Annotated in this window: 17 protein-coding genes; 7 read left to right on the forward strand and 10 right to left on the reverse strand. The window is 73.1% G+C overall.

Going from position 1 to position 15,542, the window contains the following annotated elements; translation table 11 throughout:
* Positions 1-245: ATP-binding cassette domain-containing protein (locus tag ABZS51_RS29255; protein ID WP_355447494.1), on the reverse strand; the 245-nt coding region annotated here is incomplete at its 3' end.
* Positions 246-378: 133 nt separating this feature from the next.
* On the opposite strand from ABZS51_RS29255, the gene ABZS51_RS29260 reads away from it, so the two are divergent.
* The 4 genes from ABZS51_RS29260 (at position 379) to ABZS51_RS29275 (ending at position 4,449) form a co-directional block, all read left to right on the forward strand.
* The gene (locus ABZS51_RS29260) at positions 379-1,617 is read left to right on the forward strand and encodes a sensor histidine kinase (RefSeq protein ID WP_355447497.1); all 1,239 of its coding nucleotides are present in this window, start codon (positions 379-381) and stop codon (positions 1,615-1,617) included.
* The gene (locus ABZS51_RS29265; RefSeq protein WP_355447500.1) at positions 1,614-2,270 is read left to right on the forward strand and encodes a response regulator transcription factor; all 657 of its coding nucleotides are present in this window, start codon (positions 1,614-1,616) and stop codon (positions 2,268-2,270) included. The genes ABZS51_RS29260 and ABZS51_RS29265 overlap by 4 nt, the downstream gene beginning before the upstream one ends.
* A 113-nt stretch (positions 2,271-2,383) precedes the next feature.
* Positions 2,384-3,001, forward strand: coding sequence for a TetR/AcrR family transcriptional regulator (locus tag ABZS51_RS29270; RefSeq protein ID WP_355447503.1), 618 nt, complete (start codon positions 2,384-2,386; stop codon positions 2,999-3,001).
* Complete coding sequence (locus tag ABZS51_RS29275; RefSeq protein WP_355447505.1) at positions 2,998-4,449, forward strand: FAD-dependent monooxygenase; 1,452 nt, start codon at positions 2,998-3,000, stop codon at positions 4,447-4,449. The genes ABZS51_RS29270 and ABZS51_RS29275 overlap by 4 nt, the downstream gene beginning before the upstream one ends.
* Positions 4,450-4,482: 33 nt before the next feature.
* Here ABZS51_RS29275 and ABZS51_RS29280 read toward each other — a convergent pair whose 3' ends face one another.
* Positions 4,483-5,340, reverse strand: a complete 858-nt coding sequence (locus ABZS51_RS29280) for an SDR family NAD(P)-dependent oxidoreductase (RefSeq protein ID WP_355447508.1) — start codon at positions 5,338-5,340, stop codon at positions 4,483-4,485.
* Positions 5,341-5,431: 91 nt separating this feature from the next.
* On the opposite strand from ABZS51_RS29280, the gene ABZS51_RS29285 reads away from it, so the two are divergent.
* Entirely contained in the window at positions 5,432-6,043 is a 612-nt protein-coding gene (locus ABZS51_RS29285; protein WP_355447511.1) for a TetR family transcriptional regulator, read from the forward strand.
* Positions 6,044-6,195: 152 nt separating this feature from the next.
* Here ABZS51_RS29285 and ABZS51_RS29290 read toward each other — a convergent pair whose 3' ends face one another.
* The 7 genes from ABZS51_RS29290 to ABZS51_RS29320 form a co-directional block, all read right to left on the reverse strand.
* On the reverse strand, positions 6,196-7,146 hold the full coding sequence (locus ABZS51_RS29290) for a catechol 2,3-dioxygenase (protein WP_355447514.1): 951 nt from the start codon (positions 7,144-7,146) through the stop codon (positions 6,196-6,198).
* A 12-nt stretch (positions 7,147-7,158) separates the two neighbouring features.
* Positions 7,159-8,277, reverse strand: a complete 1,119-nt coding sequence (locus ABZS51_RS29295) for a 4-oxalomesaconate tautomerase (RefSeq protein ID WP_355447517.1) — start codon at positions 8,275-8,277, stop codon at positions 7,159-7,161.
* Positions 8,274-8,984, reverse strand: coding sequence for a 4-carboxy-4-hydroxy-2-oxoadipate aldolase/oxaloacetate decarboxylase (locus tag ABZS51_RS29300; RefSeq protein WP_355447520.1), 711 nt, complete (start codon positions 8,982-8,984; stop codon positions 8,274-8,276). The genes ABZS51_RS29295 and ABZS51_RS29300 overlap by 4 nt, the downstream gene beginning before the upstream one ends.
* Complete coding sequence (locus ABZS51_RS29305; protein WP_355447523.1) at positions 8,981-9,733, reverse strand: PIG-L deacetylase family protein; 753 nt, start codon at positions 9,731-9,733, stop codon at positions 8,981-8,983. Before ABZS51_RS29305 ends, ABZS51_RS29300 begins: the two co-directional genes overlap by 4 nt.
* A gap of 47 nt (positions 9,734-9,780) precedes the next feature.
* On the reverse strand, positions 9,781-10,434 hold the full coding sequence (locus ABZS51_RS29310) for a GntR family transcriptional regulator (protein WP_355447526.1): 654 nt from the start codon (positions 10,432-10,434) through the stop codon (positions 9,781-9,783).
* A 151-nt stretch (positions 10,435-10,585) separates the two neighbouring features.
* The gene (locus ABZS51_RS29315) at positions 10,586-11,923 is read right to left on the reverse strand and encodes a xylan 1,4-beta-xylosidase (RefSeq protein ID WP_355447529.1); all 1,338 of its coding nucleotides are present in this window, start codon (positions 11,921-11,923) and stop codon (positions 10,586-10,588) included.
* Positions 11,924-12,126: 203 nt separating this feature from the next.
* On the reverse strand, positions 12,127-12,654 hold the full coding sequence (locus ABZS51_RS29320) for a MarR family transcriptional regulator (protein WP_355447532.1): 528 nt from the start codon (positions 12,652-12,654) through the stop codon (positions 12,127-12,129).
* A 120-nt stretch (positions 12,655-12,774) separates the two neighbouring features.
* Here ABZS51_RS29320 and ABZS51_RS29325 point away from each other — a divergent pair, with 120 nt between their 5' ends.
* The gene (locus tag ABZS51_RS29325) at positions 12,775-13,668 is read left to right on the forward strand and encodes an NAD-dependent epimerase/dehydratase family protein (RefSeq protein ID WP_355447535.1); all 894 of its coding nucleotides are present in this window, start codon (positions 12,775-12,777) and stop codon (positions 13,666-13,668) included.
* Between the two features lie 44 nt (positions 13,669-13,712).
* On the opposite strand, the gene gap is transcribed toward ABZS51_RS29325, so the two are convergent.
* Entirely contained in the window at positions 13,713-14,717 is a 1,005-nt protein-coding gene (gene gap / locus ABZS51_RS29330) for a type I glyceraldehyde-3-phosphate dehydrogenase (protein WP_310713792.1), read from the reverse strand.
* Between the two features lie 78 nt (positions 14,718-14,795).
* Here gap and ABZS51_RS29335 point away from each other — a divergent pair, with 78 nt between their 5' ends.
* The gene (locus tag ABZS51_RS29335; RefSeq protein WP_355447538.1) at positions 14,796-15,263 is read left to right on the forward strand and encodes a MarR family transcriptional regulator; all 468 of its coding nucleotides are present in this window, start codon (positions 14,796-14,798) and stop codon (positions 15,261-15,263) included.
* The last annotated feature ends 279 nt before the right edge of the window (positions 15,264-15,542 follow it).

Below are 15,542 nucleotides of genomic sequence, written 5' to 3' on the forward strand. Positions count from 1 at the left end.
CCACGATGCGCATGATCCTCGGCCTGAACCGGCCCACCGCCGTGCCGCCTGAAGGGGCGGCCGCCGATGGTGGCGGTTCCGGCGGTGGGCCGGTTCAGGCCGAGGATCATGCGCATCGTGGTGCTCTTGCCGGCGCCGTTCGGGCCGAGGAACCCGGTGACGTGCCCGGGCCGCACCGTGAACGTCAGGTCGTTCACGGCCGTCACGCCTCCGTAGCGCTTGGTCAGTCCATTGACTTCGATCACGTCGTCAACGCTGCCGTGGGCGGCCTTCCCGCGGCATCGGGCCACGGGCCCGTTCCGGTGCGACGAAGGTGGCCCGCGGGCGTACGCCCCTGGGCCGATGCCCGGCCGGCAGGCGGTGGCTACGATCGACCGCGTGCACCACGACCCGCCCCGCCCGCCTCTGACGCAGCGGCTGCCGCCGGGCGCGTGGACGGCGCTCACCTGGTGCGCGGTGGCGGTCTTCGCCCTCGTGCTGTTCGTCACGCTGCTGAACCAGGACCGGGACGTCCACCCGGAGGCCCCCGCCGCGGCGGCCGCGGCCGCCGTCATGGCGCTGCCCCTGGCCGGGTCGCGGCGCCGGCCGTCGGCGGTGCTCGCGGTGCTGCTGGCCGAGATCCCCGTCGCGGCGGCCGCGGGGGTCATGGCCGATCGGATCTGGCCGGTGTTCCTGGCCGCCGACATCCTGACCGGCCTGGTCACGGCCGGACGCGCACGCCGGGCCGGCGTCGTCGCCGCGGTCGCCGCGCTGGCGGTCCAGCAGGCGGCCTGGCAGTTCGACCTGTGGCGCGGCGGCCACCGCGCCCTCGCGCCGGGTTTCGTCGGGCTGACGCTCGTGCTCGCCCTGGGCGTCCTGGTCGCCTGGCTGGCGGGCACCTCGATCCGCCAGCGGCGCGAGTACGGCCGGGCGCTGCGCGCGCACGCCACCGCCGAGGCGGTCACGGCGGAGCGGCTGCGCATCGCCCGTGAGCTGCACGACATGGTCGCCCACAGCATCGGCGTCATCGCCATCCAGGCCGGCGCGGGCGCCAGGGTGATGGACGCCGAGCCGGCCAAGGCTCGCGAGGCGCTGACCGCGATCGAGACCACCAGCCGCGAGACCCTGAGAGGGCTGCGGAGCCTGCTCGGCGTGCTGCGCCGGCCGGAGCCGCGGCCCGCGGAGCCGGCGCCGTTCGCGGGGCTGGCGGACCTCGACGCGGTCGTGGCCATGACCGCCGCCGCCGGTGTCCGCGTGGACGTGCGCTGGAGGGGCGAACGCCGCCCGCTGCCGGCCGCCGTCGACCGGTCCGCGTTCCGCATCGTCCAGGAGGCGGTGACCAACGTGGTCCGGCACGCGGGCGTCGCCCGCTGCGCGGTGTCGATCGACTTCCGCGACGAGGAGCTGCGCGTCGAGATCGTCGACGACGGGCACGGCCCCGCCCCCGGGGCCCCGCCCCGCGGCGGCGGGTACGGCATCGCCGGAATGCGGGAGCGCGTCGCGCTGCTGGACGGCGACCTCAGCGCCGGCCCGCGGCCCGGAGGCGGCTTCCGGGTCGCCGCCCGGCTGCCCGTCCCGGACAGGCCCGACGACGACCACGCGCCGGGCGCGATGACGAGTGCCGAGGGGGTGCGGTGACGATCCGGGTCGTGCTGGCCGACGACCAGCCGCTCATGCGCGCCGGGCTGCGCACGGCCATCGCCGGGACGCCGGACGCGGACGTCGTCGGGGAGGCCGGGACCGGCGCCCAGGCCGTGCGGCTGGCCAGGGAGCTGCGCCCCGACGTGGTGCTGATGGACATCCGCATGCCCGGCATGGACGGCATCGAGGCCACCCAGATGATCACAACCGGCGAGCCGGCCCCCCGGGTCGTCATCTTGACCACCTTCGACGACGACGACAACGTCTACGCCGCCCTGCGGGCCGGGGCCAGCGGCTTCCTGGTCAAGGACATGGCGCTGGAGGACATCCTGGCGGCCGTCCGCGTGGTCGCGGCCGGGGACGCCCTGATCGCGCCCGGCGTCACCCGCCGCCTCATCGAGGAGTTCGCCGCCCGGCCCCCCTCCACGCCGGGCTCGCGGGATCTCGGCGGTGTGACCGGGCGCGAACGCGAGGTGCTGACCCTGGTCGGGCGCGGCCTGTCCAACGCCGAGATCGCGGCGCACCTGCACATCAGCCCCGGCACCGCCAAGGCGCATGTGGCCAGCCTGCTGGCCAAGCTCGGCGCCCGCGACCGGGTCCAGCTCGTCATCGCCGCCTACGACGCCGGCCTGGTCTCGCCCGCCCGCTGACCGGCCGGGATCGCTGGCCCCGGGCGCGGCGTCCGATCCGGCCTTGTGATGGTGAGCAGTCCGGAGTACGGTCGAACCGTACGGTACGGTTCGACAATGGGAGAGAGGCTCGGATGGAGCAAGAGGACGCCAAGGTCCGCCAGATCCGGACGGCGGCGAAGACGCTGTTCCTCCGGCACGGTTTCGCCCAGGTGAGCACGGCGGCCCTGGCCAAGGAGGCGGGGGTGTCCAAGGAGACCCTCTACACGCGTTACCCGAGCAAGGAGGCGGTCCTCGCCGACGTGCTCGAACACCTGATCACCACCACGGAGGACACGCCGGAGGCGGCTCCGGCCGTCACGTCGAGGGCCGCCCTGGAGAGCGCGCTGCACGTCTTCGCCCGCCGGCTCCTGGCCGGACTCATGGACCGCGAGTACATGGAGCTGGCTCGCATCGTCATCGCCGAGACGCCCAGGTTGCCGCACGTCGGCGAGACGTTCCGGAACGCCGTCCCCGAGCGGGCGCTGGCCGGCGCGAAAGGTCTGCTGACCGCCGCCCGCGAGGCCGGGCTCATCGACGACGTCGATCTGGACGCCGCGGCACTCCTGCTGGTCTCGCCCCTGGTGATCCACGCGCTGCTGCAGGTTCTGCTCGTCGCTCCCTCGGTCGGGCGGCCCCCCGAGGCGCTGGACGTCGACGCGCACGTGGCCCTGTTCCTCAGGGCGATCCCCTTCACGGAGGAAGCATCATGAACACGGACATCATCATCGTCGGAGCCGGCCCGGCAGGGCTCCTGCTCGCCGGGGACCTGGCCGGCGCCGGGGTGCGCGTGACGGTCGTCGAGCGCCGTACCGGCGAGTCGCCGCTCTCGCGGGCCTTCGCCGTGCACGCGCGCACCCTGGAACTCCTCGACATGCGTGGCCTGGCCGACCAGGCTCTCGCCGGCGGCACCACGGTCCCGGGCCTGCTGATCTGGGACCACGTCGTGATCGGCATGACCGACCTGCCGGGCCGGCACCCGTACATGCTCGTCACCCCGCAGTACGAGATCGAGCGGTTGCTGATGCGACGCGCCCTCGGCAACGGCGCCGAGTTGCTGTCCGGGCACGAGGTCACCGGCGTGGAGCAGGACGGCGAAGGCGTCACCGTGCGCGTCCGCGCGCTCGACGGGGCCGACGGCACCCTGCGGGCGTCGTACGTGGTCGGCGCGGACGGCAGGCACAGCACCGTGCGCGAGGCCGCCGGCATCGACTTCCCCGGCCACGCCGTCGCCCGCTCGGTGATGCTCGCCGACGTCAGGCTGACGGAGAAGCCCCGGGAGCTGCTGTCGGTCAACGGCGTTCGCCAGGGCTTCGTGTTCATCGCCCCGTTCGGCGACGGCTGGTACCGCATCATCGGTCGCGACCACGCCGACGGCGACCTCCCGGACGACGTCCCCGTCAACTTCGAGGAGCTGAAGCGGCTGACCCGCGAGTGTTACGGCACCGACTTCGGCATGCACGATCCGCGCTGGATGTCGCGCTTCCACAGTGAGGAACGGCAGGCCACCCACTACCGCGCGGGCCGGGTGTTCATCGCCGGCGACGCCGCGCACGTGCACGCGCCCGCCGGCGGCCAGGGCATGAACACCGGCCTGCAGGACGCCGCCAACCTGAGCTGGAAGCTGGCGGCGGCCGTTCAGGGGTGGGCCCCGGCCGGGCTGCTGGAGAGCTACGAGGCCGAGCGGCACCCCGTGGGCAGGACCGTCCTGCGCACCAGCGGCCTCCTCACCCGGTTGGCGCTGCTGCGCTCGCCCGTGGCGCGCGCGGTGCGCAACCAGGTCAGCGGCGCCGTCATGAACATCCGGCCGCTGCGCCGCGCGGTGGCGCTCAACATGCTCTCCGGCATCGCGGTCCGCTACCCCGCGCCGGACGGCGCCCACGCGTGGGTGGGACGACGCGTCCCCGACCTCGCGCTCGAAGGCGACGCGCCGGGCAGGTTGTACGAGGCGCTGCGCCGCGGGAGGTTCGTGCTCGTCACCCGCCTCGCCCCGCCGGCGGGGTGGAGCGACCGCGTCGACCACGTCGCCCCGGCCGAGGTTTCAGGTGCGGCGAGGTGCATGCTCGTCCGTCCCGACGGCTACCTCGCCTGGGCCGGCGACCGGAGCGACGACGCCGGCCTCGCCGAAGCCCTCACCCGGTGGTGCGGCCCCGCCGCCTGAGGCCGCGGGGGAGCGGCGGGCACGGCCTCACCCTCACGTGCCCAGGCCGAGCATGCGCCTGAACAGGGCGTCCACGGCACGGTCCGGCAGCGCGCGCTGGAGCCGGGTGAGCAGCTTGGCGTGGCCGCCGACGGGGTAGCGCGTTCTCGGCCGGCGGGCGGTCAACGCCGTCACGACGGCGCGGGCGATCGTCTCGGGCGGGCTGCCGCTACGCCGGTGGTTCGCGGCGATCTTCTCGATGACGTGTCCGAACGTGTCGCCGTAGTCGGCGCGGCCCTGGGGGGAGAACCGGTCGGCGATCGCCCGCCGGCCGCTCGCCACCAGCTTGGCCGGGGCGTCGCTGCGGGTGGCGCCCGGCTCGACGATGCTGACGTGCACGCCCCACGGGCGCAGCTCCATGCGCAGCGCGTCGGTGACGGAGACGAGGCCGTGCTTGGCGGCGGTGATCGGGCCGAGGAACGGCAGCGTGATGCGCCCGCCCTCCGAGCCGACGTTGACGATCCGGCCCCGGGCGCGCTTGACCAGCGGCAGGAACGCCTGCGTCACGGCGAGCTGGCCGGTCAGGTTGACCTCGAGGTGACGCCTGAACTCGTCCAGGGGCACCAGCTCGATCGGCCAGGGCGCGCCGATGCCGGCGTTGTTGACGAGGCCGGCCAGCCCCGACGCGCCGACGTTCCGCTCCACCCGGTGGGCGGCGGCCGCGATCGAATCCTCGTCCGTGACGTCGATGCGGACCGGGACGATCCCGCCACCGGACGCGGCCCGCAACGCCTGGCCGTCCGCCTCCTTGCGTACTCCGGCGAAGACCGTGAAGCCCCGGGCATGCAGGGCCAGCGCCGAGGCCCGGCCGATCCCTGACGACGTTCCGGTGATCACTACGGCTGGTGACATGCCGAACCTCTCACGAAATAACTCAACAATGGTGAGTTGAACGTAAACGACACCGGCGCAGAACTCAACAAGGGTGAGCTACTCTGCCGGGGTGACCGAGACACGTGAGAAGGGAGCCGGCGGGCGACGGCCGGGAGTGTCGGGAACGCGCGAGGCGATCCTGGCGGCCGCCCAGCGGAGCTTCGCCGAGCATGGATACCTGGCGACCACCATCCGCGGCGTCGCGTCGGCCGCCGGCGTCGATCCCGCGCTGGTCCTGCAGTTCTTCGGCAGCAAGGACGGGCTCTTCGACGCCGCCCTGCGGGCCGATCCACCCACCCGGCCCCTGACGGCGCTGGTGCGCGACGGCGACGTCGACCACCTGGGGGAGCGGCTGGTGCGGCGTTATCTGGAGCTCTGGGAGGCCCCGGACACCGGAGCCCGGCTGCTCGCGATCGTGCGCGGCGCGTCGGCCTCGCCCAGCGCGTCGGCGATGGTGGCCTCGTTCATGACCGACGAGGTGATGCTGCCCCTCGCCCGCGCCATCGGGACCGACCGGGCCGAGCTGCGCGCGAACCTCACAGGCGCGCACCTGCTGGGCGTGGCGACGGCCCGGTACGTGCTGAAGGTCGAACCGCTCGCCTCGCTCGAACGCGAAGCGCTCGTCGCCATCCTGGCCCCCCTCGTGCGGCACCACCTCACCGGTGATCTGGGACGGCCGTGAGCCTGACCTGACCGCCCGAAGGTCCGCGCCTTCGGTGCAGGCCCCATCACCGCCCCCTCACCTTTCGCGTCACCGGCGACCCGTTCCAGCGCGCCGCCACCTCCTGGGCTCGATCCGTCCTGGCCGCCGCCCGGGTGGGTTCGCAGGGTGGCTCAGTCGAGCGGCGGGGTGCCGTGCGTATGGAACGACTCGATCGTCTTCAGGCCCCACGCCTGGCCCTTGGCCCGCTCGGCCTGGGTCCAGGTGATCAGGGGCCAGTCGGGGGCGAGCACCAGCCGGGTCAGGGGGTTGCACAGCTCGATCCGGTTGCCGCCCGGCTCGTAGACGTACAGGAAGAACGTCTGCTGGATGGCGTGCTTGTGCGGACCGGTCTCGATGTGCACGTCGTTGTCCAGGCACAGGTCGGCGGCCCGCAGGATGTCCTCGCGGGAGTCGGTGGCGAACGCGACGTGGTGCAGGCGCCCTCGCGACCCCGACCGGTCCTCGGTGTAGACGATGTCGTACGACTTGTTGGTGAAGGTCAGCCACTGCGCGCTGAGCCTGCCGCTGTCGAGCACGATCTGCTCGGTCGGCCTGGCGCCGAGCAGCCGGTGCGTGAAGCCGGAGTTGGGCGCGACCTCGGCGGCCAGGAAGTTGACGTGGTCGAGCCGCCGCACGCCGACGCCCTGGCACGGCTTGGCCTGCGGCTGGTTCTTCAGCCCGGGGCGCAGCTCGGGGGGCGCCTCGTACCACTCGCTCTCCCAGTAGAGGGCGATCTCGTGCCCGTCCGGGTCGCGGGTGACGTACAGCGGCCCGATCCCGGGCTCGTCCTCCACCCACGCGCCGCCCATGCCCGCCTCCTCCAGGGCCTTGACGCGGGCGTTCAGCGCCTGCTCGCTCGACGTGCGCAGCGCCGTGCGGCGCAGGCCCGAGGTCGGGTGGGCGGTCAGCGTGAGGCTGTGGTGCTCGTAGTCGTCCCACGTACGCAGGTACACGGACTCGCCCGAGCGGCCGTTCTCGGTCATGCCGAGCAGCTGGGTGAAGAACCACAGGCTGCGGTCGGGGTCGGGGGTGAAGAGTTCGACATGGCCGAGATGGGCGATGTCTCCCAGGGGTGGGGCCATCGGGGAGCCTCCTCAGGAGCCGGATGCGGGCGGGCGCGGGAACACCGTGCCGTCGAAGATCTTGCGGGCCGTCCGGACGACGGCGGTGCGGGCCGCGTGGGGAGCGCCGGAAGGGCCCTTCTCGACAGCGGTCTCGATGTCGAGGAACCCCGTCGGATGCTCGACGCGCACCCGGCCCCCGTTCTCGGGAAGCACGGCCAGGTCCTCGCCCACCCCGCCGGGGACGAGCAGACCGGCGGCGACGCTCGCCGCGCCCAGCACGCCGATGGCGGTGTGGCAGCGCACCGGGATGAACGTCCGGGTGCAGACGGCGCCGCCGCTCCTGGGCGGAGCCAGCAGGGTGAGCTTGGGCACGGTCGTGCCGCTGACGTCGCCGAGGCCCATCAGCTCGGCCGCGGCCAGGCGGATCTCGCGCAGCCGGGCGGCCAGCGACTCGTCCCCCTCCAGCTCGGCGGGGCTCTCGTACCCGCTGACGCCGAGGCCGGCGGCCCGGAGGAGGACGACGGGCATGCCGTTGTCCACGCACGTCACCGTGACGCCGGCCGCCTCGTCGCGGACGCGGCCGGTCGGCAGCAGCGGCCGGCCGCTCGCGCCCCCGGGGAACTCGATGACGATGGCCGCGGCGGTCCCCGGCACGCCGGAGATCTCGGTGGGGCCGTCGTAGCGGACCACGCCGCCCGGGGTCGGGAAGGTGGCCGCGGCCAGCTCGCCGGTGTTGAGCATGCGGACGCGCACGGTGGTCTCGCCGTCGGCGGCCGGGACCAGCCCGCGCTCGACGGCGAACGGGCCCACCCCGGCGAGGAGGTTGCCGCAGTTCTGCCGGTCGCTGACCTGCGCGGTCTCGACGCCCGTCTGCAGGAACAGGTAGTCGACGTCGGCGGCGTCGTCGGCGGAGCGGGAGACGACCGCCACCTTGCTGGTCAGCGGGTGGGCCCCGCCCAGGCCGTCGATCTGGCGCGGGTCGGGGCTGCCCATGACGCGCAGCAGCAGGTCGTCGCGGTCCGCCCGGTCCGCCGGCAGGTCCCCGGCGAGGAAGTAGGCGCCCTTGGAGGTGCCCGCGCGCATCAGCACGCAGGGCAGCCCACCGTCCGGGGTCGGGGCGCCGTGCCGGGGCGTGGGTCCGGACGTCATGGCGCCGTCCCCTCGCGCTCGTACTCCTCGGCCGTCACGTGACGCACGCCGAGCCGGGCCAGCGTCGCGCGCAGCCCGTAGCGGTCCAGGCCCAGCTCGCCCGCGGCGAAGGCGGCCCGCGAGGCCTCCTCCTTCGCCGTCCTGGCCACGGCCGCCTCCACGGCCGTGGCGACCAGGTCGCGGGGCACGAGCATCACCCCGTCGTCGTCGGCGAGCACCGCGTCGCCGGGCCGGACGAGCTGGCCCCCGACGACCACGGGCACGTTGACCGACCCGGCGGTGGCCTTGACCGTGCCCTGCGCGCAGACGGCCGCCGACCAGACCGGGAACCCCATCGCGCGCAGCTCGGCGGTGTCGCGCACGCCGGCGTCGATGACCAGCCCGCGCACGCCGCGCCGCTGGAGGGCCGTGGCCAACAGCTCGCCGAACATGCCGTCGGTGGACGGCGAGGTGGTGGCGACCACCAGCACGTCGCCCTGGCGGCACTGCTCGACCGCCGCGTGGATCATGAGGTTGTCGCCGGGCCGGCACAGGGCGGTCACCGCGGTGCCGCAGACGCGCACGCCCTGCTGGATCGGCCGCAGCCCCGGGCCCAGGCTTCCCGTACGGCCCAGCGCCTCGTGCACGGTGGCCACGCCGAACCCCGCCAGCGCGGCCACCGCGTCCGCGTCCGCCCGGCGGACGCCGGTGACGATCACACCGCTCATGCCAGGACGCCCGTCACCTGCGGGTACGGCCGCATGTACGCCTCGCCGTACGTGGTGTGGGGCAGCCCCAGGTTGGGGCCGGCGTTGCGCTTGAGCTGCACGCCCCGGCGCGTGGCCAGGTCGGTGTAGTAGTCCCACAGGTGCCGCTGGGCGGGCAGGCACTCCATGGCCTTGCGCTTGGTGTCGAAGACCTCGGTGATGTCGAGCAGGACCTGCGGGGTGAAGCCGCACATCTCGGGCTGGTGCGGCTCGAAGAAGAACACCGGCGGCGCCCCGAGCGGCTCGCCCGGCGCCGGGTAGCCGGCGGCCTGCGCCAGCACCCGGGCCTCCAGCGCCATCCGGGCCGCCGCGGGGTGGTCGCCGTTGTACGGGTCCTCCGGCGGGTGGGTGAGCACCACCGTGGGCGCCACCTCCCGGTAGAGGCGTACCAGCTCGTCGACGAGCTCGGGCGTCTCCCCCAGCGGGTAGTCGCCGGCGTCGAGGAAGCGGATGCCGGCCCCCAGGGTGGCCGCGGCCTGCTCCGCCTCCCCGCGCCGCAGCTCCTTGATCTCGTCGAGCGATCTGCCCTCGCGCCAGGCCTTCGCGGACTCGCCGCGTTCGCCGTAGGAGAGGCACACGATCGTCACCTTCTCGCCCCGTGCGGCGGCCAGGGCGATCGCCCCGCCCGCGCGCCAGACGAAGTCGCCGGCGTGCGCGCTGACGACCAGGGTGGACGGCGCCGGAGCTGCCTGGTTCACGGCGTCTGTCATCGGGTTGTCCTCCTCGATGGATGGGGGAGCCGTGCCACCGGACGGCGTCAGGTGCTGCTGAGCGCCTCGATGACGCTGGCCAGGTGGGCGTGCGCGGCGGCCTCGGCCGCCTTCGGGTCGCGGGCGCGGATCGCCTCGATCAGCGCCAGGTGCTCGTCGAGCGACCGCTGGGGCCGCCCGGGGCGAAGCGCGAGCTGGAAGCGGTGCCGGACCAGCTGGGCGTTGAGCCGCTCCAGCAGCTCGACCGCCACCTGCTGCCCGGAGATGTCGCGGATGCGGGCGTGCAACCGATGGTTGAGCTCCGAGTAGGTCAGGGGCTCGCCGTCGGCGACCGCCTTGGCCATCGCCTCGCCCAGCGCGGCGAGCTCGGCCACCTGCTCGTCGGTGGCCCGCGCCGCCGCCTTGGCCGCGCACAGCCCTTCGAGCACCATCCGGCACTCGGTGATGGCGACCGCCTCCTCGACGCTGACGACCCGTACGCGGGCGCCGCGGTTGGGGATGCGCTCGACCAGGCCCGCGGCGGTCAGGTCGATCAGCGCGGCGCGGATGCTCGCCCGGGTCACCCCGAACTGCTCGGCGAGCTCGGCCTCCACCAGGCGCTGGGCGGGAACCATGTCCCCCCGCGTGATGGCTTCGCGCAGCCGTACGAGCGCGTGCTGTTTCGCCTGTTCGCCGGTGATCGGGCCGTCCCGGTGCGGCATCGTCGCCCTTTCCCTCGCGGTGTCCCAGGAGGCTAGATCTCGGGCGACAATATTGTCAACAATCTTGCTGGGCATAGTGCCGACAGAGTTGGGGCGGCCGCCATGACCGGCCGCCCGACGACAACCGTGCCCCGCCGGGGGCTGGGCGGTTCTAGCGGCCGCTCCACTTGATCTCGTACGGCTGGAGCGTGACCTGCCTGCCGTCCACGGTCGCCGTGACGGCCTTGTCCGCCGTGTTGACCGCCAGCAGCTGCTGCTTCTGCGCCAGCACGCGGACCCGCGGGTCGGAGGAGGTGACGTCCTCCAGCTCGGCCCCCGCGGGGAACCACCGGGCGAACTCGCTCACCAGCTGCCCCGTCGGCAGCATCGAGCCGGTGCCGGGCGCCCACATGCAGGCCCGGCATTCCCCCTCCTTGGCCTGCGGGTTCCAGTACAGGGCGGTGGCGGCGCCGCTGCGGGCGAACTCCATCATCGAGACGGCCTGCACGGCCAGGCGCTTCGGCTCGGGCCACGTGGTGCCGTCCTCCGGCACGACGTACCACTCCGACCACCAGACCGGCAGGTCACCGGTCCGCTCGCGCAGCCACGCGGTGATCGCGCCGAACTTGGCCAGCGCCCCGAACTCGTCCGGCCGCAGCTCGTGCGTCTCGGTGGGGGAGGCGCCGTCCACCACGACGAAGTCGGCGCCCTTCTTGTTCTTGAACCAGTACTCGAAGGCGTCGAGCGCGTTCTGGTTGACCACGCCCCACGCGCCGCGCAGCTCCGACGGTCCTTCGTTGTCGCTGTCGAAGCCGATGTACGGGCCGCCCACCTGGGCGTCGGGGCGGGCCACCTTGACCGCGTCGTACACCTTGTTGTACAGCTCCGTATAGCCCTTGACGTCCGCCGGCTTGGCGTGGTCCCGCCAGAAGCCCTTCAGCTCGTTCCAGACCATGAAGTACTTCACGTCGGTGTACCGGGTGGCGACGGCCGCGGCCAGCTTGGCGAAGTCGTCGAAGTGCTCCGGGTACGGGGCGTCCTCCAGGTGCTCCTTCCACGCCGACTCCTCGGTCGGGCCCTGGGGACCGCCCTTCATCCAGTCGGGGGCGCAGCACAGCGTCATGACCGGGGTGGCGCCCGACTCGCGCATGAGGTTCATGCGGCTGTCGAGGTCCTCCCAGAAGAACTCGCCGGGCCGCGGCTCCGGGTTGAGCGCGCCGAAGCCCATGATGTGCTGGTTCTGCAGCATCGGCGTCCGGGCCAGCGCCCCGGCCACGTCCTGCTCGAACCGCGGGCTGACGTTGTTCGCGCTGACGCCCGTGTGGGTGAAGCCCCAGCGCGGCCAGGCGGCGTCCACCGGCGGCGGCTTGCGGATCTCACCGGCCGCGGGCGGCGAGGAGGCGCCGGACGCCTCCGAGGTGGGCGCCTTGTCGCCCGTGCCGTTGCCCGTGGCGCTCTCCGGAGTGCAGCCCGCGAGGACGAGCGCCGCCGCGACGACCGCCGCGGCCATCCACCTGGAACGCCCCCGCCCTGACGACGCAGGGAAACCCGATGACACGTGATCCCCATCCGATCCTTGGTAGACGACGGGGATGTAGCGTTCCACGCGTGGCGTAAGGCCGTCGTATCCCGGACCCGGTTCACAGCCAATCGTTACAACGGTCCCGGCTCATCGGGGATGGAGCGTTTCGGGCAGGAACGTAGGTTGCGGCATCAGGTGTCGGCCGGTTGCCGTCCGTTGTCTCCGAGGGAGATGAGCAGGCGGCGTAGCAGCGCGGCGAGCTGATCGCGTCCGGCCACGGGCAGTCCCTCCAGCAGCCGGCGCTCGTTGGCCAGGTGGTGTTCGACGACCTGGTTCACCAGCCGCAGCCCCTGTTCGGACAAGGAGATCAGGACACGTCGCCGATGCGCCGGGTCCACCTCGCGCTCGACCAGTCCCTTGCTCACCAGCCGGTCGACGCGGTTGGTCAACGCCGCCGAACTCACCATGCCCGCGCTGCTCAGCTCCCCTGCGCTGAGGACGTGCGGCGGCCCCGCGCGCAGCAGTGTGGCCAGCACGTCGAACTCCCAGGACTCCAGGCCGTGCTCGGCGAACTCGTCCTTGATCGCGCGTTCGAGCAGCCGTGAGGCCCGGGAAAGGCGGCCGACGACCGCCATGGGGGAACAGTCCAGGTCGGGCCGCACCGCCTGCCACTCCTGAATGATCACATCGACCCCGTCCTGCTCGGTCGCGTCAGTCACGGTCTTCCCTCTCGGTCAGGCGGCTTCTCTCACAGTCTAAGTCTTCGATGTCGAAGAGTTTGACCTTGGGAGAGTTTCGACCTAAAGTTTCGACATCGAAATTTTCGAGGGAGTGTTGAGATGCGTACTCTGATCGTAGGAGCTCGTGGTTACCTGGGCTCGGCCGTCGCCGAAAGGCTGGCGGCAGCCGGCCACCAGGTCGTGGAACTCGCCCGTCCAGGCGGCGATCGGCCAGAGGAGCGGTACGAGCGGCGAATCGGCGACCTGACCGACCCGGACTCGCTCACCGCGGCGGTCACCCCCGACATCGACGCGGTGATCAATCTGGCCACGCCCACCGGTGACGCCGCGGCCGACGCCGCGGCCGTCGCGGCGTTGACCGCCCCGCTGCGCGGCACCGGGCGCGCGTTCGTCTACACCAGCGGCGTCTGGGTCCTGGGCGCCACGGGGGCGGCGACCGCCCACGAAGAAACGCCCACCGACCCGATCCCGATCGTGGGATACCGGCCCGGCATCGAGCACCAGGTGCTCGCCACCGCCGAGAACGGCGTCCGCGCCACCGTGATCCGACCCGGCATCGTGCACGGCCGCGGCGGCGGCATCCCCGCGTTGCTGGTCGACCTGGCCCGCAAGCATGGGGCGCCCCTGATCATCGCGGACTCGACGGTGCGCTGGCCCATGGTCCACCTCGACGACCTGGCGGACCTTTTCACCAGAGTGGTCGAGCAGGCGCCCGCCGGAACGCTGTGGCACGGCGTGAGCCAGCCGGCGGTTCCCGTCCGGGACCTGGCCATCGCCGCCGGCCAGGCCGCCGGAATCTTCGCCGAGCCGCGGGTCTGGCCGCTGGACCAGGCGCGAGAGGAACTCGGCGCGCTGTTCGCCGACGCCCTGGCACTCGACCAGTCCGTCAGCGGGGAGCAGGCACGCGACCGGCTGGGCTGGCAGCCCCGGCACCCCGACGCCGTCGCCGACCTGCGCGACGGCTCCTACCTCCCGGCCCGTCGTGTTTCATGAGGCGCGGAGCCACACGTTGATGGCGGCCCTGGTGACGGTGGCCCCTAGAGCGTGCCGCCCACGAGGAGGGCCAGGTCGATGAGGCGGTTGGAGTAGCCCCACTCGTTGTCGTACCAGCCGACCACCTTGACCTGCGTGCCCAGCACCCGGGTGAGCTCGGCGTCGAAGACGCAGGACGCGGGGTCGGTGACGATGTCGGTGCTGACGATGGGCGCCTCGGTGTAGGACAGCAGCCCCTTGTACGGGCCAGCGGCGGCCTCGGCGTAGGCCTCCTTGACCTCCTGCACGGTGGTCGGCCGGCGGGTGGTGACGGTCAGGTCGGTGACCGAGCCGGTGGGGACGGGCACCCGCAGGGCGAAGGCGTCGAGACGGCCCTGCAACTCGGGCAGGACCAGGCCGATGGCCTTGGCCGCCCCGCTGGAGGTGGGCACGATGTTGAGGGCCGCGGCGCGGGCGCGGCGCAGGTCCTTGTGCGGGGCGTCCTGGAGGTTCTGGTCCTGGGTGTAGGCGTGGACCGTGGTCATCATGCCCGACTCGATGCCGACGGCGTCATGCAGCACCTTGGCCAGGACGCCGAGGCAGTTGGTGGTGCAGGAGGCATTGGAGATGATCGTGTGGCGCTCGGGGTCGTAGGCGTCGTCGTTCACGCCGAGCACGATCGTGACGTCCTCGCCGCTGGCGGGGGCGGCGATGATGACCTTCTTCGCGCCGCCCTCGACGTGCGCGCGGGCCTTGGCGGCCTGCGTGAAGACGCCGGTGGACTCGATGACCACGTCCACTCCCAGGTCGCCCCAGGGCAGGTCGGCGGGGTCGCGCTCGGCCAGCACCCTGACCGTGGCGTCACCGGCGTGGATCGCGCCCGGCTCGGCGGTGACCTCGCCGGGGAAGCGGCCCAGGATCGAGTCGTAGGCCAGCAGGTGGGCCATGGTCGCCACGTCGCCGAGGTCGTTGACCGCGACGATCTCCACGTCCGCGTTCCGCGCGACGGCGGCGCGGAAGACGTTGCGGCCGATCCGCCCGAACCCGTTGATGCCGATACGAACAGTCATGCGTACCTCTTCTCACGCTGACAGGTGTGTCGGCCAACATCATAAGCATCTTATATAAGTTCGCGATATATTGGGGGCGTGGACGAGACCCCGGACGACGACCTGGACGTGGAGGCCTTCACCGCGGCCGTCGAGAGCTTCAACCGCTTCTACATCCGGCTGCCGACGCTGGAGAAGCTGTCGTTCACGACGCTGTCGGTGCTGGACACCCTCGCGTGCGCCGACGGCCCGATGCGGCTGACCGACCTGACCAGGACGGAGCAGGTCAGCCAGCCCGCCATCACCCAGCTCGTCACCCGGCTGGAGCGCGACGGGCTGGTCGAGCGCCGCCCCGACCCGAGCGACGGGCGCGCCGTCCTCGTCCGCCTCACCGAGGCCGGCCGGCGGATCGGCCGCTCACGCCACGAGGACCGCACGCGCCACCTCGCTCCGCTGGTCGCGCAGCTGACCGCCGAGCAGCGGCGGGCGATCGCCGGCGCCCTGCCCGCGCTGGCCCGCCTGGCCGAGCTCGGCCGGACCCGGCCCCCGGGCACGCCGGGCCGGTGACACGCCGGCTCCGTCGGCGAGCGCCCGGCTGACCCCGGAGGCCGAGCACCCGCCGCAGGTCGGACGTACGTATTCGACCAGCGCGACGTCGTCGCGTCGGCCCGGTGGGCGAGGGGCGCCTGGACCCCCGCAGGCACGTTCTCGCACGCCTCCGGCAGCGAGTCGTCCGAGGTCGCTCACCGCTGCCTGGAGAGCGCCCGGCGAACCTCCGGTCCACACACACCTCCCTGGTCGGTGCACGCCGTTGCCGGTGCCGCCTACGTGAACAATGTACACGTG

This window comes from Nonomuraea sp. NPDC005501, from assembly GCF_040605905.1.
Lineage (GTDB): Bacteria > Actinomycetota > Actinomycetes > Streptosporangiales > Streptosporangiaceae > Nonomuraea.